Origin of the sequence: Stutzerimonas sp. Brlt_14 (genome assembly GCF_051948915.1) — a bacterium.
Lineage (GTDB): Bacteria > Pseudomonadota > Gammaproteobacteria > Pseudomonadales > Pseudomonadaceae > Stutzerimonas > Stutzerimonas stutzeri.
On sequence record NZ_JAYJLM010000001.1, the window covers coordinates 181,959 to 202,426 of the forward strand.

The 20,468-nt window shown below is 54.8% G+C and carries 14 protein-coding genes; all 14 read right to left on the minus strand.

What is annotated here, in order from left to right:
- Window positions 1–140: 140 nt before the first annotated feature.
- The 14 genes from VF716_RS00855 to ihfB all read right to left on the minus strand — a co-directional run bounded on the left by VF716_RS00855 (window position 141) and on the right by ihfB (window position 20,427).
- The gene (locus VF716_RS00855) at window positions 141–1,364 is read right to left on the minus strand and encodes a glycosyltransferase (RefSeq protein WP_440551318.1); all 1,224 of its coding nucleotides are present in this window, start codon (window positions 1,362–1,364) and stop codon (window positions 141–143) included.
- Window positions 1,354–3,105: a hypothetical protein gene (locus tag VF716_RS00860; RefSeq protein WP_049325797.1), complete on the minus strand. Its 1,752-nt coding sequence runs from the start codon at window positions 3,103–3,105 to the stop codon at window positions 1,354–1,356. The genes VF716_RS00855 and VF716_RS00860 overlap by 11 nt, the downstream gene beginning before the upstream one ends.
- Window positions 3,095–4,423 (minus strand): glycosyltransferase, encoded by a 1,329-nt coding sequence (locus tag VF716_RS00865; protein ID WP_440551321.1) that lies wholly within the window; start codon window positions 4,421–4,423, stop codon window positions 3,095–3,097. The genes VF716_RS00860 and VF716_RS00865 overlap by 11 nt, the downstream gene beginning before the upstream one ends.
- Window positions 4,410–5,456, minus strand: a complete 1,047-nt coding sequence (locus VF716_RS00870; protein ID WP_440551324.1) for a glycosyltransferase family 4 protein — start codon at window positions 5,454–5,456, stop codon at window positions 4,410–4,412. Before VF716_RS00870 ends, VF716_RS00865 begins: the two co-directional genes overlap by 14 nt.
- Window positions 5,453–5,998, minus strand: coding sequence for a hypothetical protein (locus VF716_RS00875; protein ID WP_440551327.1), 546 nt, complete (start codon window positions 5,996–5,998; stop codon window positions 5,453–5,455). Before VF716_RS00875 ends, VF716_RS00870 begins: the two co-directional genes overlap by 4 nt.
- Window positions 5,991–6,641: an HAD family hydrolase gene (locus VF716_RS00880; protein ID WP_440551330.1), complete on the minus strand. Its 651-nt coding sequence runs from the start codon at window positions 6,639–6,641 to the stop codon at window positions 5,991–5,993. The genes VF716_RS00875 and VF716_RS00880 overlap by 8 nt, the downstream gene beginning before the upstream one ends.
- Window positions 6,638–7,375, minus strand: a complete 738-nt coding sequence (locus VF716_RS00885; RefSeq protein WP_343427215.1) for a 3-deoxy-manno-octulosonate cytidylyltransferase — start codon at window positions 7,373–7,375, stop codon at window positions 6,638–6,640. The genes VF716_RS00880 and VF716_RS00885 overlap by 4 nt, the downstream gene beginning before the upstream one ends.
- A 9-nt stretch (window positions 7,376–7,384) precedes the next feature.
- Entirely contained in the window at window positions 7,385–8,986 is a 1,602-nt protein-coding gene (locus tag VF716_RS00890; RefSeq protein ID WP_440551334.1) for an aldolase catalytic domain-containing protein, read from the minus strand.
- 8 nt (window positions 8,987–8,994) lie between these two features.
- Window positions 8,995–10,356, minus strand: coding sequence for a hypothetical protein (locus VF716_RS00895; protein WP_440551337.1), 1,362 nt, complete (start codon window positions 10,354–10,356; stop codon window positions 8,995–8,997).
- Window positions 10,357–10,551: 195 nt separating this feature from the next.
- Entirely contained in the window at window positions 10,552–16,077 is a 5,526-nt protein-coding gene (locus tag VF716_RS00900) for an FkbM family methyltransferase (RefSeq protein WP_440551339.1), read from the minus strand.
- 2 nt (window positions 16,078–16,079) lie between these two features.
- Window positions 16,080–17,327, minus strand: coding sequence for a UDP-N-acetyl-D-mannosamine dehydrogenase (wecC, locus tag VF716_RS00905; protein ID WP_049325787.1), 1,248 nt, complete (start codon window positions 17,325–17,327; stop codon window positions 16,080–16,082).
- Window position 17,328: 1 nt separating this feature from the next.
- Window positions 17,329–18,459, minus strand: coding sequence for a non-hydrolyzing UDP-N-acetylglucosamine 2-epimerase (wecB, locus tag VF716_RS00910; protein ID WP_125920808.1), 1,131 nt, complete (start codon window positions 18,457–18,459; stop codon window positions 17,329–17,331).
- A gap of 32 nt (window positions 18,460–18,491) precedes the next feature.
- Window positions 18,492–19,964 (minus strand): MBL fold metallo-hydrolase, encoded by a 1,473-nt coding sequence (locus VF716_RS00915; RefSeq protein ID WP_125920807.1) that lies wholly within the window; start codon window positions 19,962–19,964, stop codon window positions 18,492–18,494.
- A 178-nt stretch (window positions 19,965–20,142) separates the two neighbouring features.
- On the minus strand, window positions 20,143–20,427 hold the full coding sequence (ihfB, locus tag VF716_RS00920; protein ID WP_049325785.1) for an integration host factor subunit beta: 285 nt from the start codon (window positions 20,425–20,427) through the stop codon (window positions 20,143–20,145).
- Between the last annotated feature and the right edge of the window lie 41 nt (window positions 20,428–20,468).

The window sequence follows — 20,468 nt, forward strand, 5'->3', positions numbered from 1 at the left end:
ACGCTTGATAGCGTTCGGAATTCTAGCAACTTAATTGCATATCTAGCGCATCGATTTCTGACGTTTCAAACATGTGAGCAAAAATACCAGACCGGCGATAGAAATGCTCGCAGCCAAGCTCCTCGGGCCACAAGTGCTGTTCAAGCCGGAGCGGGATTTGTCAACACTTTCACGTACAATGCGAGCAACTCGTGCTCTTGGCTCTCCCAGCTGAGGATTGCCGAAGCCTTGTGTGACTGAGCGGCGTAATACTGGCGCTTGCTCTTATCGGCAACTAGCTCGCGCAAGGCAGCGGCCAAGGCAGCACTGTTGCCGGGCGGAACAAGCAAACCAAGATCATGCTCCCGGACCACCCGACGAATCTCGGGCAGATCTGAAGCGACCACCGGCAACCCGGCCTGCACATATTCGAACAGCTTGTTCGAATCGGTGGTGTAGTGATTCAGACAAGTATTTTCGATGGGCTGCACACCGATATCCGCCGAGGCGGTGCAAGACGGCAACTCCGCTAGAGGGACGGTATCGATGAAACGCACACGCTCAGTCAGATCCAGCCGCTGGGTGAGCGACTTCAGCTCAGTCGTCAGCACACCGCCGCCAACGAAAACAAAATAGGCATTCGGTACGCTGGCCACCACCTCAACCAGCCGCGCCAGCCCCCTGCCTGGCTGCAGTCCCCCTTGATAGATCACAACTGGCCAGGCCTGAGGCAGCTGCAATTCCTCGTGCAAACGATTTGACCGAATTGGCTGCAGGTGTCGTGGGCGGTTCTGCAACACCAAAGGGCGCTCAATACCATAGGCACGAGCAAAAAACTTGGCACGGGCGTCAGTCGTGGTAATAGTCCCAGCGGCGCGGCGCATGATGCGTTTCTCCAGCCAGGCAATCAGCCCCCTGTAGGACTGGTAGCCCTCACGACCGGTACTGATCTCGTGAGCATCATAAACCAGCGGCACCCGCGCAAACCGGGATGCCAGCCAAGCCAGCGGCAACATGTTCACATCATGTGCATGCACCAAATGCGGACGCGCAGAAAGTACCTCCCAGCCCATCTGCAGCATGGTAAACACACGGGCGCACAACAGCAGCAGTAGAGTCAGTCCCTTGAAACGTCCCGCCCCACCACCCTGCTGCCTGCGCCCCTGTCCACCGCCGCAGCGCTGAACAGTCAGCCCAGGCTCCAGAGTTTCGAGCGCAGGCGTTACAGCAAACAATGCCAGAGCATGGACCCGTACCTCATAACCGGCGCGCGCAAGGGTTCTGGCTTCATTCAGTACACGGGCGTCGTTCAGAAAGGTATTCCACACCAGCATGCTAACGCGCAGTCGCGGCGCATCGGGAGCTGGCATGTGGTCATTCGGCATTGATATTCCTCGATAAGTCCGAACTCTCCAGCGAAACCAGGCGTTCGAGGATACGGGGTATAAGATCCAGGGCCTGATTATAGTGTTGACGGCTGCACTCACGCTCAAGAGCAAAGGCCAAGGCGGCAAGCTCCGCCTGCTCTACCTTCACAGCCTCAAGCTCCATGCGTCTGAGCGCTCCTGCCCGCAGCGCATCCCCCAGGCTATTCAGCAGCTTCTCAGCTTCCGGCCAGCCTGCGCCTACCGGCTCCAATGACCAGCGCCCCCAATTGAGCAATATGGCTTTACCTTTCTGCTCACCTTCAGCATCGGAAACCCAGAACGCGTCCTGCCCCATCTCAGGGTTCAAAACAGCCAGTGGCAACGCCTCCAATAGCTGGTGCAGCATGGGCAACCGGGCTAACAGCGCCGCCAAATCATGCTGTTGATCCGCTGTAATTACGGCAATCCGCAAACGCTCCAACTGCTCAGTCCCCAGACGCTGCCATAACATAGCTTTGGAGCGTACATAACGTTGGATCGCAGCGAGCGACGGCCTCGCAGCGAGGAGATCTCCACGCAACTGCTGTGCAAAACGCTTAACCTGGCGTATTTGAGGCTGACTGCCTGACTCCAGCCGATACACCAGGCATTGAAGCTTTTCCACCGGCACAGTGCCCAGCCACTGAGCTGCGGGTAGAAACCTGGGCTGCTCTGCCATCAGCCCCGCCTCGTGCAACGCCAGTGAACTACGCTTGGAGTCGTACAGCTTGAGCAGAAACTGTTGCTCCCCCCGCCTTACCCGCAGCCCTACCAGGCTAGGATTACCCAATTGATGCCATTGGCACTCAAGCTCGTCTGTCTCTCCATCGACCAGCGTATCCAACACTCCGGCAACCCAGGCCTGCCTGGCTTCTGGCATGAGCAAGGGCCAGAGGCCTTTTTTCGAGTCAGGTGGCGTGGGCAATAACACCTGCCCATGAAAAAACAGAGCATTGAGCTTGGGCTTTTGCCGGTACAGGGATGTCAGGTCGGCAATCATGCCCGCCGCCCGCTGCATCGCCTGGCGAATCAGCAGAAAAGACACCAACGCCACAATCATCCCAGGCGGAGTAAAAAATACAAAATCAATGACCAGATAAGCAAAGGCGACAAAAAAGCCCACCGTGGCCCACATGCTCATGAGCTGGCCAAGCCTGTTCTCCAGCCGCTCGCGGATGCCCTCGCTATAGCGCGCCCCAAGCCAGAGCAGCTGCAACACAAACAGGAAGTAACCAAGAATGACCAGCGACATTTCGGGATAGAACCAGCCCATCCCGAGCAACGCCAGAGCGATAAAAACACCGCCCGCCAGTGCACGGGAATAACGCTGATAGGAACTGGCAGCCAGCTCCTCCTGATTCTCGAACAGCACCATCTTTTGGCTTTTCGCCAAGAGCCTGTTCGTGGCATAGCCGGTAACGCCACGGATCATCTTTTCGGCAACGAGGTGCACAAGGAAAAACCCAACCGTACCGGCAGCCAACACACCAATCAGCACATCACGCTCAAGTGATGCAAGAAAGCCAGGAAAATAGCGGGGTATGCCATCAGACCCCAGCATGATGATCACCTTCAACGGCAGAACCGATGCCAGTAGCATGGCAACCTGTGACAGCAGCGTCAGCAGAACAATGATCAACGTGGCGAATGGCACTACTCGTAAAAACTTGGCGCCCAGGGATGCATTCCAGCGCAACCCCAACGCAAGATCAGACAGCATTTTCAGACTCCAGCAGACCAAGCAACTGTTGCGCCCGCACTTCCCAAGTATTAGCTGCGATGAACTGAGCAATCAGCTGGCCATCGACCTTTGTTGAACAGGCAGACTCCAGTGCGCCACAGAACGCCTCAACCGAGTCCACCGTAGTGGTATAGGGATACTCCGTTATCTGCGGCATCAGGAAGGACACCACAGGCAAGCCGAAGTAGAGGTACTCATAGATCTTGATCGGGTCCACGCCGTCTGCCAGCGGCCCCATACGAAACGGAATGATCGCCACGCGCCAACGTGAGGCATATCGGTGCAATTCGTGCCACGGCTTGGGCCCGAGCAACTGAACGTTATCGGACAACTGCAACCCCGAAGGGGCCGAGTGGCCGATAATTTCGAAGCGGTACTGCGGACAATTCTGGGCGATTTGCGTGAACGCCTGCCAGTCGAACCAAGCCTCTGCAAGATGCCCGAAATAACCAATGATCGACGGCTCAGCTGGCGTGTGCTGATACCCCTCCGGCAGGCAGTCTACTTCCACCGCATTGGGCACCAACTCAACCCGCTTTTGGGGTGCAAAACCGCTCATCTTGCGAACCAGTGGAGCCGACACGCAGATCGTCATCTCGCATTGGCGCACCAGGGACCTTTCCACCTCGGCATCAAACCAGCGAGCCATGCCCACTCTGGAAAACTCTTCCCAGTCATCGCGGCAATCGTAGATCACCTTCCAGCCATGCTGACGGAACAACTCAACCTGCCTGTCCATGCCTGGGTAAGGATAGGAAATGATGCACAGCTTGAGAGCTGAGCCCAGTTCTCCACGGGCTATGTCTTGCAGCAACTGCAGAGTTACATCCTGGGGCATTTGCACCAGCCCCTGCGCAGTCCAGCTCGGCAGCGGATCATCAAAACGCGAGCGGTGATAGCTGAACAACACCCGTGCGCCCTGACGCAGTAATGCCTGAGTCTGACGTATGGGGCGGTTGCCCCGGGTATCCTGAATGAAGGTGGTGCCGGAAAACATAAAGATCAGCGGAGCCGAGTCAGCTTTAGCCTGTTGGGCCAGTTCAAGCCAGGCCCGACGGAGCCGGGAATAGACTAGTGAACCGGGCGCAGGTGGACGACTACGCAAGCGCAACTCTTTGCCCAGACGAACAAGGTCAACGGGTAACCGCAACAACTTGCGCGGTGAGCGCAGCGAAGAGATCAGCAAACGGCCAAGCAGGTAGCTGCTGCTCTGCTCTATCCGCTGAAACTCCAGACGCAGCGCCTCCAACTCGTGTTTAGCAGCCTCAAGTTGGTGCTCGGTTTCAGTCTTGCTCAACAACAATCATCCTGTTTAAAGCATTAACAAAGGCCTCGGCACCATACTGACTGCGCAAGGCCTCGAACATGGTCTGCCTATCCGCATTGGTAATACTGTCGGATGACAACTGCTGGATAGCCTGCATGACCTGATCCGGCTGCCAGATATCCACACGCTGCACCATGGGTCCCTCAGGGAATACCTCACGGAAAACTGGCAGATCATTGGCAATCAAAGGGCAACCGCACAGCAAGGCCTCGGCGGCAGCCATGCCAAAAGACTCATCACGGGAGGTCACCAACATGGCCCCGCCCGAATTGGCACAGCGCCGAAACAGGGTAGCAAGCTGATTATTGGCCAGACGATCCAGCCAGACTACAGAGTCCTGTATCTCCAGATCGTGCAGCAGGCTGAAGAAGTCATCCCCCACTGTAGCCGGGGCCGTATAGCCGCCAACCATATGGAAGCGAATGTTGCCCAGCGCATCCTTGAGCATGCGCGCATAGACCAGCGCCAGACGCCAGTTCTTGTGCTGATCAAGCTTGCCCACCCAGATGAACTCTGGACAAGCCGGCGCCGAAGCGCTCACGGCCAGGTTGAACACGGCAGTATTCAGTGTATTGGGGAGGATGTGGATATCCGTAACCGACCGAGCGGTTTTCTTTGCGAGAAGGCCAGCCGAATAGGCGGAAGGCACCATCAACCCTGCTAGGCCAGACAGATTGACTCTATCCAGATAGCTCAAGCCTGCTTGCGTGGTGGTGTGTACGTCCAGAAATAGCTGCTTTGACGACACGGAAAGCAGCTCCGGCGTATCTATGACCACAACAGCATCGTACTGCCCCTGAGCAACCTGCCGTTGAAAGGCTCGCACACTACCAAAAAAAACCTGACCTGCCGCCGTTACAGGAAGTACCTGCCGCAGACCATTATCCTGACAAAAGAACAGATCACACTGCCCGCCCGCTTGCCTTAGCGCAGCCTGACGCAGCAACAACTGGGTCGAGACACCGCCAACGATGCCATAACGATAGCCGTACAGGATTTTCATGCGCAGGGCTCTATGGGGCTATCCAGCAGAGATTGCAGATAGCCAAGCAGGGCCGGGGAATACACCTCGCCTGGCAACGGCTGCCAGTTTACCCGACCACCCAGTGCCTGCCAGCGCCCAAGCCTTCTCAGCACAACCTGATCGAGTTGCTGGAGCAATACAGTCCCTGGAACCTGAACGGCATCCATCACAGCCGCCAACAGGGCAGCATCAGTTGTCACCCAGGCTCCGTTAAGTGATGGGTCAGCTGTACCAAAAGAAGGAATAAGCACCAGAAAATCGGCAGCCAACGCAGCCTCAGGCACCATGGCAGTGGCAGTCCCAACTCCCTTCGTCCGCCCGCGGCGGGCTTGCTCAACAAACAAGCGTAACAGGGCACGCACTACAGAAAAGGAACGTCGCGAAGGCGGAAACGCCTCCACTAACAAGCTACCGGCACGATAGCGCAAGCTGTTACGGATGGCCTGTACTTCTGCTTGTGCCTGGGCTGCCTCCTCCTGGAGAAGGCGAATGAGGTACTGAGCGGGTGAAGGGCTACTCAACTAACACTCCCAAGCTTTCCAGAGCAGTTATTTCCTCTTCCATGACCCATGCCTGCCAATCAACTACTTCGGACCAGCCGTACAGAAAAAGAAAATCCAACCCCGCTTGAGTCGCAGCCTGGAAGTCATATTTGCTATCGCCAAGAAACAACGCCGGCTGACGAATGTTGCCGGACGCGAGCTCGCGAGCGAGGATCTGCTCCTTGGTATCTGGACTGCCAAAGATACCGCCATCGAACCAGTCCATTAACCCACGCGCTTTGAACAGCTCCTGAAGCTCGGCCTGGTCACCACCCGAAGCGACCATCCAACGTGTGCCGTCTGTATGTTTGCGAAACGCCTCCAAACCCTCGGCAACCTCACAGGCCAGCAAGCCCGTTTTCACCTCTGTTGCATAAGCTGCCAGCAACGCTTGCAGATCAGGCCCAGGCACACCGGCTGGCGCAAGGTGTTCCAGGAAATAGGCGAACTTGCGATAACGTGAGACTCCGCCGTTGCGAACATGATAATCCGCCATCGCCGCAGCCGCTTTTTCACCATAGGGCAGCGTAGCGTTGTAGAACGCATCGGTTTTAACCCGATTGGAATCGAGTATTACGCCATCGCAATCAAAAACGATGGATCGATACGCAGATAGATTCACGAATACAACCTACCTAAGGCTGCGTCCACTGGAGCCACGTCCTCTGGAACATCAACGGCGAGGCTACCTGCAGCGGTCTCTACCATCTCAACGGGAATGTCAAGCTCAAGGAAGCGGAGTATTTCAATGTCTTCGCATGCTTCCAGAGCACTCTTCCGCCCGAAGCCCGCATAGGCCGCCAGTTGGTCGGCTGTAAATGCATAAATACAAACCTGCTTTTTGTAGCGCACAGGGGCATTCTTTGCTTCCTTGTACCCAGGCAGCGCCTTGCGTGACATATACACAAGGCGATTCGACTCAGTGGTGATCACCTTCGGAATATTCACGCTTTCGGGATCTTCAGACTCGCCTACCCACGAGAAACCGTTGATCACGGCACGCATCGCCTGCTGCTTGAAATCGCGGACCTTGAGGATGTCGCGATAATCGAGGAGCGGTTCATCTCCCTGCACATTCAGGTAGATGTCCGCCTCGATTTGCTTGGCAGCTTCCGCCAATCGGTCGGTACCCGTTAGCGCTGCTTCGCTGGTCATCACCGCATTGAAGCCGGCGTTGCGTACCACCTCGGCTATTCGATCATCATCGGTCGCAACGTAAACATTCTCGGCACCAACCGCTCTAGCAGACACCTCCGCTACCCAGAGAACCATAGGTTTACCAAGCAAAGGCACCAACGGTTTGCCCGGAAAGCGGGAAGATTTGTACCGGGCAGGTATAACCACAACGCTTTTCATGTAGGACGCTCACATTGCGTAAATTGAGGTCGCGCTTAGCGTGTACCGCGAAGGCGTGACGGTGCATAGTTCAGGGCGATTATTGCAGGCCTCAAACGCAGTCAGCACCCGCTGAACTTCGGCAGAGCGCGGGTCGTCCGCGCCATAGCCATCAAAGCCCGCCAGGTAAATACGGCGTGCCTGTCCGCTGCTTGCTACTGCCAGGGCATAAGCGAACACTAGGGACGTGGGCAGAATACAATGCGAATCAGCGAAAACGAACTGATCAGCCTGCACACCCAAACCAAAGTCCAGCAACTCCTTATCGGCCAGCGCTTCCTTGACATCCTCAGGCAGCATGGAGGCCGGCGTGACCAGCGGCTGGGGTAGCCGGGTGTGCTCCTCGCAGTCAGCCAACAGACGAACCGGGTGGCAAGCCACTCGCACATCAATCAGCTCTGGCGCTAGCTTGGCCTGGGTATTTAATGCCATCACAAATGGCTTCTCACGGCGGATATAACGCTCCAGTGCAGCCCGGTGCTCAGCAACCCCAGGGCCAGCGCCAAGCACAAGAACATCTCGCCCTGCGATCAGGGATGCCGGTCGCCAGCTACCGCGAGGTCCCCCCTGATAAAAATTACGTGCCGCATCGAGCATGTTAAGACTGAATTTCTTGCCGCCCTCAACACGCAAATGTTCGATTACCGCAACGATATCTTCATCGCTGTAGCGCAAGTCACCCATCATTTCCTGGATGTAAGTGGGGTGGATGCCGTATTTGCCTGCGAGGTAATAGTAGGGATTGGTACCCCAGCCACAGCGCTGCTGCAGCGGCTGAAAATAGTCACGGATGATCCCCATCAGCGGAACGATATTACAGTGAACGCCCCTGCGTTCAGCAATCTCAAGCGCCAATTGCTCGGTCTTTGCATTGCCTGGGCCGCGGCCCATACCGGTGACCGTAGCATCGAGCCAGGTGACCCCTTCATCCAGGGCGCGCAGGGTATTCTGCAGCGCCAAGCCCATGTTGTCGTGGGTATGGATGCCCAGCGGTCCGCTCCAGTACTTGCGCAGCCAACCGATGATTTGCGCGGTCTGCTCGGGATCCATGCTGCCCATGCTGTCTGCAAAATACAGCACATCCAATGGCCACTTCGCCGCCTCGGATGCCAATGCTTCAACCTCCGCCTGGCTGCGGTCGGCGACCTGCATCAGGTTGAACCCAACTCGGAACCCCCGCGACTTGAGCCATGCACAAGCGGGTAACGCGGCCTCGAACTCATGCACATGGGAGGCGATGCGTACCAGTTGTACGGGAGAGGTGCCTGCAGGCTCGGGGAACAACCGCTCAAGAATGGCCTCGAGATCGGTGCCGGGCTTGACCAGTTCGGCCGCATTGATCATCACACCAATAGTCAGACCAGATGGGATCTTCAGGCTGCGAATATAGTCATCCGTGGTGTAGGCGTTGGCCCCAGCAAACCCACTTGAACTCAATGAGCGCAGACCAAGCTCCACCACCCCCACACCAAGCTGGGACATTGCGTTCAGGTATTCTTCGACGATGGCGCACTCAAAACTCCAAGAATTATAATAACCGCCATCGCGCAAAGTGCAATCAAGTATATTCACACACCCCCCTAAACATCAACACAAAAACTTCTCAACCTAGAATAAACATACTTAACATGAGCAGCATCACAAGAACGATATATTCCTATATTCTTCTCAGAATCCCACGGCTTAAAAAGCTCATACTTATTATGAAGACGACCCGAAAGCCCAGCAACTTTCGCCAAACCCTCCCGAACATCCCCATCACGAATAAAGTCCTCATATTGAACTTCAAAGACATTATCTTCGCAAATTGATTTAAGCCCCCCTTCATACATTCTTCTCGTTTTCTGGAATGCATGAACAAATGCTTCGCCTGTCAAATTAGGCCTTCGCGTTTGCACTGTTGATGCATATTGATCCCTGGGGTCCCGCAAAACAGGAATATAAACATAATTCCTAACAACCTGCATCTTATAAACACTTCGGCAGTTAACTATATTATTAAAGAAAAATACAGTACCATTAGGCTTACCAAACGACAAAAGAAAGTCATCCATAAATCGCGCGCACGCATCAATAACTCCTGAAACATCCTGCGCAGCCAACAATCCAACAAGAAGATTTGAAAAGGCCTTACAATACCTTAACGAATCAACCTCAGAAATTATAATGCGCGCCCTGCTAGTCTCCGTCCAAGAAAGAGAATCTCTTACATCACCAAGACCAAATCCATGGACCTTTAAAAATCTTAAAAAAAACTTCACAATTGATTCTTTATCAGCACACGCCAAAAAACCTGCCAGACCATTGGCTCCACTAATGATCTGTATTTCCGACCCTGGAACCTCATAAACATCAGGATACTCATTAAAGTATGCCCTTATAGCTCCAGTACCAGATCGTTCAAAGCCGGCAACAAAAACCTTGCGGGGACTGCACGCTCGCTCTTCCCAAGAAAGCGTTAGCGGTGGAAAAGCATCTCCTGACATAGCACGGCGAACAGCTAAGAAAAGACTCAGCCACTGCTCTGCCGCAGCCGAGTGCTTCCGCCCAACAAGAAGCATTTCAAAAAATCGCCATACAGCAGACAAACTGCTTTCTGCAAAAGCATTATCAAACCAATGCCCACCTAAGGAGTATGAAAAATCGTTATAGAGTCGAATCTCCCATTCGTTAGCATCCTCGAATTTTGACGCTTGCCGTAAGCAATGAAGAAGCGAATTAAAAACCAAAAAATCATCACGAGATGCGCAAAAATCAACATACAGGGCGTACGCTTCAGCCGCAGCCTCCCAAGCCCGGCCTCTCTCATACTCTTTCGCCTTATCAAACAAAAATACTGAAAACTCTTTCAAGGAAGCCGAGTCTAATATACCACCCTGGCATAACAACGATCTTAGCTCCCCAAACGCACCACTTGAAACCAACGATCTAAACTTTTCCAAAACAGACTCCTCAACTTAATCAGGTCTATAGCGGAAGAACTATAGCCCTCGCAGAGAAACTTGGCACTGGCAATTGATCCTGTTGTATCCCTTACCTTGCAACAAATAGACAGACGCCGACACCATTCCTCCCTAGATTAACTCATGCCGCACCCATGAAACAGAGAGACTTACCGATGTCCGTTGGCAACTAATTCAATTACAAAAAACTTTGATCTCCTGCTCCACGATCAGATCCGCTGCCGTTTTTTCCTTAACCCGCTTGGCTGCGGCCTTTGACATGGTGCTGAACAACTGGGGGACCTCCACCAGCCGGGCAATACCTTCCGCCATCGCGGCATAATTTTCTTCGGGCGCCAAGATGGCACAACCTTCATCAGTGAACTCCGGAATAGCCGCCACGGCATTGGTCACTGGCACCAAGCCCGATGCCATGGCCTCATCACGCGAGACGCCTTGCGCGTCCATTCTAGTTGGACAAAGAAAAACCCCGTACTCTTTATGTAACGCTGCTATCTCGTGCTGCTTTAGGAAGCGCCGCTCTATATGCACATTCGGATAGACGCGCAAAGGACCCAATATTTCATCGAACAAAGGACCGTCGCCTATCATCCTAAATTCTAGCTGGTCGAAAAACGGCTCCTTAGCCAGCAATATAATTGCTTTCGCACTAAGATCATTTGCATACTTAGGCGAAGCATAAGGTCGAATAGATAGAATTTTTTTTCGATGCTCGACGGGCTTTTGTTGATAAGAAAAAATGTCAGTGTTTATTGGATTATGAATAATTTCATATTGACTAGACGACAATTGCACACCGACATCTTCCATCACTTCATCCGCAAAATAACGCGACACGAAAACCAGCTTAAGATTTTCTGGCATCGGAGAAAGGAGTGCGCGCCAGAATGACATACGCTTGTCGCTTTCCAGCTTAGCAACTTGAAGTTGATCTTCCGATGCGTAGTTATACTCCCGTCTCCACCACGGCTGGACTTCTGCACCATGAACCCAAACGACAACCTCGATGTTATGAACGTATTCCTTCAAGACTTCCCACATAGCCGAGTCAAGGAAGTGGACAAGTACTTTACGATAGCGGCCGGTGTCCAGCAGCTTTCTCAGGGTCGTTTGAGAACCGGTAATGACGTCAATATTTTCAAATTCGTGATAGGTCGCGGCATCATCTTTGCGCAACCTGAACACATCGACATGTACGTCACGCTCACGGTACGCTGAAACTCGGCTATGAACGAATCCATTACGGTAAAGATCTTCGTAACTAGGATAATGGTTAGTGACCAATAGGTGTTCTGCACGGCCTAGCATTTCGGCGGGCTGGAGATCCTTGTGGCCTAGTAGTAGACCTTTAATTTCTGCACAGCCACCCTGATAAACCCTCCACCCCATACGGATGTATGCAGTCTCAGGTGGCACATCGACTACCTTGTTGCGATTGGCGTGCTTGATTACGTGGCTAATACGCTGCTTCTGTGCATCGAGGAAGAGCATCACTAATTGCAGGTTCAATCCCGGCGTTACATCGAGGAAGAACTTCAGCTGCTCCTTGCCACCCAGCTCCTCAGGCGTCAGGTCCCGTACGGCGTAGATATACTCATGCTTGCCATCCTCCAGCGTGGAAGTTACCAGCCAGCCGTGCTCCTCCATCTGAAAGGAGACGTTGCTGCTTTTGCAAGGCCCGAAGGTTTCCTGCAGTTGCTGGAGGCGTATTTCCGGTACATCAATCGCACCTTGTTCGGCTGGAGCGATGCGTTCCGCGCGTGCCTGCAGCTCTTCGATGGTGAAGCCGGTGTCCAGCGAAAGGTCGTCGACGCGCTGATGAACTGCATCCATTTCCGCCGCAGCACCACCCTGGCAATAATTGAAAGGGTCGACCGCCAGTAACGAGCCTTCACCATAGCGGCTACTCGACAAAGCTCGGCACCAATCGAAGCAGTCGAACGCGGCGAAAAGCTGGGCACGCACCACGGCACTGCGCAACTGCAGTGAGCCAGCGTTGTGGTAGGCGCGGCCTGGCTCCAGCAATTCGATACCGGTTTCTGCGTAGTTGTAGCGGGTTACCTTGCCAAAGGCATTGGCGCTGCTATAGCGCGTGGCAATGGCCATATCCAACAGATAGTTAGGGCCGTAGTAGTCCTCGGCAACCATGCCGGCCAGGAGCTCTGCATTACCAATCACGTCGCCGATACACTTGCCTTCGAGCTCCTTGCGACGAAGAAAGTGAACACGCGTGTCTTTTCCGGTGGGCTGCTGAACCTTGCGTCCCAGGACCAGGTAGAGAATGCTGCTCGTGTGTGTTTGCCGCTGGAAGTTGGCAAGGACGGCTTTCAGATCCTCCTCGCTACGCGCATAGCTGAGGACGGCTACATCAGGTAGCGGATTGGCTACTGGTGTACCGCTCACCTTGGCGACAATGTAGTTCAGGCGCTGCTCGTAGGTGTGCTCCAGCATGACCTTGCGCAGGGCGGCCAGACGCAGCTTGCCGCTGCTTTCTTCGTCGCCCGCCAATGCTTGCAGACGGCGCACCATCTCTTCGCCGCTGTCGGTGGTGATGACCAGGTCACCAAACATCAGGCGTACGCCACGTGAGTAGTTGCTGACGGTGACGGTATTGCAGCCCAGCAGCTCATACACGCGGCGGGCGAACATGGTCTGCGATTGCTTGATGGAGTTCAGGTTGATCGCGTAGCGATAGCCCTTGTAGGCCCGATCGATTTCCGAGAAGGGCAGCGTGCCGACAATGAATGGCTGATATTCAGCCGGGAATTGGTAGTTGGGGTCGTTCTTGCCGTAGTTGCGGTCATAGATTTCCACGGGGCGGAATTCGGGCAGCTTCGCGACGAAGTTGCCTAGATCCCGCGTCCGCTCGGGATAACGCGCATAGTAAGCACCGGCAAAGCAGAAGGCATCCTTGCGCTCGTAGAGTTCGATGGGGTTGTGTACGCTGGGCTGGCAGGCGAACGGCAGGAAATAGACGCGGTCATGCCCCAATGCGGCCTTGTAACGATGGATGCAGTCCATATCGGTAGTAAACACGAAGTCGAACTGCTTGGCCGTCGTCAGGAAGGTTTCGAAATGAACCGGGTCTTCCTTGTTCCAGAACATCGTGGGGGTGCCGCGCGTTTTGCACCAGCGCACAATCTGCTGCAATTCGCTGGCGTTGTGGCCTACCTTGCTACCCCACAGTTCGTCCTTACCGCGCCAGGCGGACTCGATGAACAGCAGCTCTGGCTGGAAATCTTCGAGTTCTGCCTGCCAGGCTGTCGGCGTGAGCTGTTGTAGCTGCGCTTCGGGCTGATAGGAGCCGAAGGTGAAATCATCCATGATGCAGGCAATCTTGAGCTGTCCTTGCGCCATGCGCTGCGGCAGCAATGCGGCGGACTGCCTGGCATCGGCGAGCACTTCTGGCTCGGCCGGCCTGTCGGCGGGCGCATGCTCGAAAACCTTCGGTGCTTCGAACTCGGACGGCTGATGACTGCGAGCCTGGCGCTGTTTGCTCGCCTGCCGATACAAGCGAGCCAACGAGACAGGTAGGCGTACCAAACCACCGAGCGATCTGGCGTTCTTGATCTGGTAGCCAAGCTGATAGGTCATGCTGGCTCGAGCCTGGATCAATCTCTGTTCAGCGACTCGGCGCCTGTCGCTCTCCTTTGCGAGCTCTTGCGTTAGCGTATTGATCTGCGCCTGCTGTTGCTCGAGTGCTCGACGCAAGTTCGCCAGTTCCGTCTCATGTTCGTTGCGCCGTTTTTCGTCGCCTTGCTTATGTTCCGCCATCAATTCATCCCGCAATTTATTCCCCTCCCCGACAACGCGGTCCAGCTCCGCTTCCAGCAAGGCAATCCTTGTACTCAGTTCTTCTTGTTTGTCGTTTGTCAAAAGCTCATCAAGCTTGAGTTGAAGCTGCGCTGCATGAGATTCAGCGTCGGCTAAAGCGTCTGCCATCTTCTGTGCAGCTCCCAGCTCTGCTTCAAGCAGAGCAACCCGCCCCATCAGTTCATGCTGCCGGTCGTTCGTTTGAAACTCATCGAGCCTTGCCTGTAGTTGAGCCGCATGCGCTTCTGTAGAAGCCAAGACGCTTTCAAGCGTCTTTTGGGCTCCGCGTTCGTTTGCTAGCTGCTGCTCAAGCGTTTCGATATGGACGGTCACGCTCCGATGCTCCTGGATCAGCTTCTCATGCTGTTCTCTTTCCTGATCGAGTTCAGCTTCTAGCAGCGCTACGCCATGCTCGCGCTGTTGTAATAAACCTGCCTTGGCATCCAACCGTTGATTGAGGATTGCTACTTGCTCAATGAAAACCTTGCGCTCGCTACTCCAGGCCTCTTGCACATTTTCAAGTTGGCGTCGGCTCTCCAGCCCCTGCTCACGAGTAGCCTCCAAACGTTCACGAATGGACTGCCCGTTGCGCACCTCTTCTTCGTATCTCGACTTATAGCGTTCCAGCTCTTCGCTAAGCGCGTCGTAGGCGGTGCGCAGCTCCGCGCTTCGCTCGCGCTGCACCGCTAGCTCAGCTATCTGCTGCGCGGCCAACTGCTCTCGTTCAGCCAAGTTTTTCTCCAATAGGCTGCTGCGAGCTCGCTCGGACTCCAAGGTCCGCCGGGCCTCGTCCAGTTGTGCTGTGAGCTCGTGTTCCCGTGCTTGTCCCTCAGTCTTGTCGGCAGCGATAGCTGCCATTGCTGAAGCCAGTTCATCGAGCCTTGCGGCGTACTGCCGCTCTGCCTGGTGCAAGCGCTGGCGCATCTGCTCGACTTCCTGCCGGGCCGCTTCCAGCTCCTGTTGGCGCTCGCTCAATTTCGCCTTCAGCTCTTGTTGGCGCGTGTCACTGTTTTGAAGCTGCTCCTTCAATACATCGATTCGCTGGCACGCCTCACGATACTTCTGGTTGGCGTTGGCAAGGTTGTCACGCGTTGTTTTCAGCAGCTGTGCATTCTGGTAGTTCGAAAGGACCTCATGGTGTTGAAGCCGCGCAAGGCGCATGTCGAGTGAAACGCTCTCTGCTGGGCGGAAAAGATGTGTCGGAGTGGCATTGAACGTATCCCAGTACACGTAACCGTGACTTTCCATCCAGGTGGAAATGGTTTTGTAATGCTCAGCATCAATGCTTTCGACATAGATCAGCGGACGATCCTTAGCGATTAGTCGTGCGGCGCCTTCCAGCACTGGCAGCTCCATGCCTTCCACATCGATCTTGATCAGCTTTACGGGATCATCGAATTCAAGCTCATCGAGCGCCACGATGCGTATCTCACCATCGCCGACTTCGATGCTCTGCCCACCCAGGTTCTCTTCCATAAGTTTGGAAAAATGTCCTTTACCCGCTGTATGCCCTACCCCATATGGCATCAGCGTCACAAGCTCGCTTAGCTGGTTGATTTCAAGACTGCGGCTTAGCGCTTCGATCAGTGCGGCGCTGGGTTCGAAGCTGGTCACCTTGCAACCTGCTATTGCAGCCAGATAGAGCGTGTGGTTACCGATGTTGGCGCCGATATCAAGCACAAGGTCTCCGGCGGAAACATGCGCCTGAATATCTTCGAGCATCTCAAGCTCGTACGGTTGGTTATCGTTGCTGATCTTTTTTTGTATGTAGTCAGTATCGGCGTTAGGCAAGTAAATGCTGTAGTGCTTCTTTCCGATAGACAAAGCAACCACTTTGCCCTGTTGCTGTTCGTCTTCGAACGGTTGTTCATGCAAAGTGGTTGTCATCATCAGAACCCTTGATTCAACACGCCGCAGAAGTCCAGGCAAGCCTTGCTCTTGAGTTGCTCGGACTCTTTGAATTGTTTATGTGCAACGAGGATCGCAACCAATGGATTACTCTCATCGCCAAGGCACTCGTCGAAACCGACAAGGCTGCAGCGCCCACCATCGAGGCCGGAAGGAAGGTCTTCAATGTTTGGTTCAACGAGCTTGACGGTGAAACCAGCATCGAGCAGACGACGAATGATGCCCATGGATGGGCTTTCACGAAGATCGTCAATATCCGGTTTGAATGCAGCCCCCAGGCAATAAACGGTATTACTGCCACGCGCTTTGGCATGCACAGATATCTGTTCGACTACCAGGTCCGGCTTGCTGTCGTTAACGACACGGGCAGTGCGAATGAGGCGGGCTTCTTTCGGCGATTGCGCAACGATGAACCAAGGGTCAACCGCAATACAATGGCCGCCTACGCCGGGGCCGGGCTGGAGAATATTCACCCGAGGGTGACGATTCGCCAGGCGGATCAGCTCCCAGACGTTGATTTCAAGCTTTTGGCAGATAATGGACAGTTCATTGGCAAAGGCGATATTCACATCGCGGAAGCTGTTTTCAGTGAGTTTGCACATCTCGGCTGTGCGTGCGTTCGTGATGATGCACTCACCTTCCACGAAGGTTTTATAAAGCGCGACGGCAGCGGCAGAGCATTTAGCTGTCATACCGCCAATGATGCGGTCGTTTTCCACTAGCTCACGCAGTACATGGCCAGGCAAGACACGCTCGGGACAGTGAGCGATGCGCACATCTGAGTTTTCGCCTTGCGTCTGCGGAAAACTCAGATCCGGCCGAGCCTCAGCCAACCAAGCAGCCATCTGCTCGGTCGCACCTACGGGTGAAGTGGATTCCAGAATGACCAGATCCCCTTTCTTCAGCACTGGCGCAATGGCCTTGCTGGCAGATTCGATGTAAGAAAGGTCCGGCTCATGATCGTCTTTGAATGGCGTAGGCACGGCGATCAGAAAGGCATCGGCAGGCTCCGGCTTGGTAGTAGCGCGAAGATAGCCCTCAGTGACGGCGGCGTGCACGACCATATCCAGATCAGGCTCGACGATGTGAATCTCGCCGCGGTTGATGGTCGTAACTGCGTGTTCGTTTACATCGACACCGATGACTTTTTTCTTGCGGGCAGCGAAAACCGCTGCGGTGGGAAGACCAATGTAGCCAAGGCCAACCACGGAAATGGTTTCAAAGTTCATTTCAATTCTTCTTGAGTTGCGAAAGTGTATTGAGAATGCGGGCACACGCAAGACCATCGCCGTAGGGGTTGTGGGCGAAGCTCATTTCACGGTAAGCCTCGTCGTCAGTCAGAAGCTTTCTGAGATTGCTCGTCAGCGCTTCTACCTGAGTGCCGACCAGTTTCACGGTGCCGGCCTCTACTGCTTCTGGGCGCTCGGTAGTGTCACGCATCACGAGGATAGGCTTGCCCAGCGAGGGGGCTTCTTCTTGTATGCCACCTGAGTCAGTGAGGATCAGGTAGGAGCGGTTCATTAGATAAACGAAGGGCAAGTAATCCAGCGGCTCGATCAGATGAACGTTGCCGATGCCGGCAAGAAGGCGGTTTACAGGCTCTCTTACATTCGGATTCAGGTGAACGGGATAGACGATCTCAACATCAGGAAAGGCCTTTGCCGTATCTGCCAATGCTTGGCAGATACGCTCGAAGCCGCCACCAAAGCTCTCACGGCGGTGTCCGGTGACTAGCACTAGGCGGCTATCTGCACGCAAGAAGGCGAACTGCTCCTGAAAACGCTGCTGCAACTCGGTGTCTTTGTCGAGTTTTGCAACGACCTGCAGGAGCGCATCGATGACCGTATTGCCGGTAACTTCGATGCCGCTTGTGATGCCTTCACGCAGCAGATTCTGACGAGAGGTTTCGGTTGGGGCGAAGTGGATGGCAGCCAATGCTCCCGTCAACTTGCGATTCCCCTCTTCCGGCCATGGCGAATAAATATTGCCGGTGCGCAACCCTGCCTCGACGTGGGCAACAGGTATTTGATGGTAATAAGCCGCTACCGTGGTAGCGAAAGTAGTGGCGGTATCGCCATGAACCAGCACAACGTCGGGTTTGAATTCTGCGAAGATTCGCTTCATACCTTGCAGGATGGCGCTAGTGACGTCGGTAAGGTCTTGGCCGGGCTTCATGATATTCAGGTCGAAGTCAGGTTCGAGCTCGAATAATTCAAGCACCTGGTCGAGCATCTGGCGATGTTGGCCAGTTACGCAAACCTTGGCATCGAAACGCGCGTCTGCGCTCAATGAAAGAGCCAAGGGCGCCATTTTGATTGCTTCGGGACGTGTGCCGAACACACAGAGGGTTTTGACTGTCATACCGTATCCATAGTTTGAGTCGGCGCAACGCCTTACTGCGGGATTGTGAGCTGCAATGCTTGTTGCTTGCCTTGATAGAAAGCATCAAGCCTTTCGGCTAATGCGTGTTTCGCCTTTTGTTCACCGTGAACGATGCGAATATGGGATGGCTTTCTCCGCATCCCGGTTACAAACCTGACTAAGCCATCCTGATCGGCATGTGCCGAATAGCCACCAATACTGGAAACGCCAGCCCTGATGTTCAGTCGCTCGCCTTCGAGGTCGACGTAACCGCCCTGCGGGCCAAAGATCTGAATGGCCCGACCAGGCGTTCCCGCCGCCTGATGGCCCACGAACAACACGTTGTGCCTTGAGTCGCCCAGCATAGCCTTCAGATAGTTAACGATCCGTCCACTTGAGCACATGCCATTGCCGGCGATCACGATGGCCGGACGAGCGGTACGCGCGAGGTGCTGGACCATACTCCAGTGATCGCCGTGGCTATCGACCGTGATCAGCTGTTCGAAGCCCAGTGGACGGCGGCCGGATTGTACACGCTTGAGGGCCTCCCGATTCCAGAAGGGCTGGAGTTCTCGATAGGCTGCAGTGAAGCGACTGGCCAGGGGCGAGTCGAGAATAATGGGGAGTTCGGGCCAGTTGGTTTCTATCCCGGGCTGTCCGGCGCTTCCATCAGGGCCCCTCTCCCTAGAAGAAAGAGGGAGCTTGGATTGTGCGCCATGGATGATCTCTTCGAGTTCATAGAGCAGTTCCTGAGTGCGGCCGATGCTGAAAGCCGGGATGAGCACTGTGCCGTTGTCTTCGAGCGCTTGCTCGATAACACGCTCCAGGCGCTGCCGCCGGGTGCGGCGGTTCTCGTGTTGGCGATTGCCGTAGGTACTTTCGATAACGAGGATGTCTGCGCAGTGAGGTGGCTTGGGCGCCGGCAATAACGGTGCATGTGGCGCACCAAGGTCACCGGAAAATACAACCCGCTTCTTTTCGCCAGTTTTCGGATAAGTCAGATCAAACTCGACATACGCCGAACCGAGGATATGCCCAGCTCGCTGCAAGCGGATACGGCAAACAAGATCGTCTGCGTCGCGCAAGTTGAACCACGTGTTGTAGGGCAAGGCGATGATGCGTTGCTCGATCAGCTTTATATAGCGCTCAACCTGCTTCTGGTCGCGGCTGACGCCGAGCTTGAACGCATCCTCCAGCACGATAGGCAACAACTTGGCGGAGGGTTCGCTGCAGAGAATCGGACCTTCGAATCCAGCGGCGAGCAGATATGGGATTCGGCCAACGTGATCGATGTGAACATGCGTTGCGATCAGTGCCCGCACGGTACCCAGCGGGAAATCAATTTCCAGGCTACCCTGCCCTGCTCTTCCGTCACTGGAAACATCGGCACCCTGGAACAGGCCACAATCGATCAGGTAGCTGTTGGCCGCATCGGCATGTAGTTCATGGCACGAGCCGGTCACGCCGTTGACGGCTCCGTGGTGAGTGATTTGCGGGTACGGCATTAGGTCAGTTCCTTTAACCAAGCGATGTGAAGGCCATCGCAAAAGCGCGGCATTCTGCCATGCGCTTATCCGCACACCAAGTTCGTGCAAGCAAAAAAGTCTTGCAGCAGGGGAACTTTTCGATGAAGCGTTGTTACGGCCGCGCGAGCAATACTCCGGAAGACTTCCAGCGACGCATTTACTCGTCTTCGTTAACCCGATCCCGCAGCTCCTTCCCTGGCTTGAAATGCGGGACAAATTTTCCGTCAAGGCTGACGGATTGGCCGGTCTTGGGATTGCGGCCTACGCGGGGGGCGCGGTAGTGCAGGGAAAAGCTACCAAAGCCGCGGATCTCGATCCTCTCGCCGGTGGCCAGGGCCTGAGCCATCTGCTCGAGCATGGTCTTGATGGCCAGCTCGACATCCTTGGATGAAAGCAGCCCCTGCTGGGTGACGATTCGCTCGATCAACTCCGACTTGGTCATGGTTTTCCCTTCGTTTTCAAGCGGCTAGATCATTCGGGTTG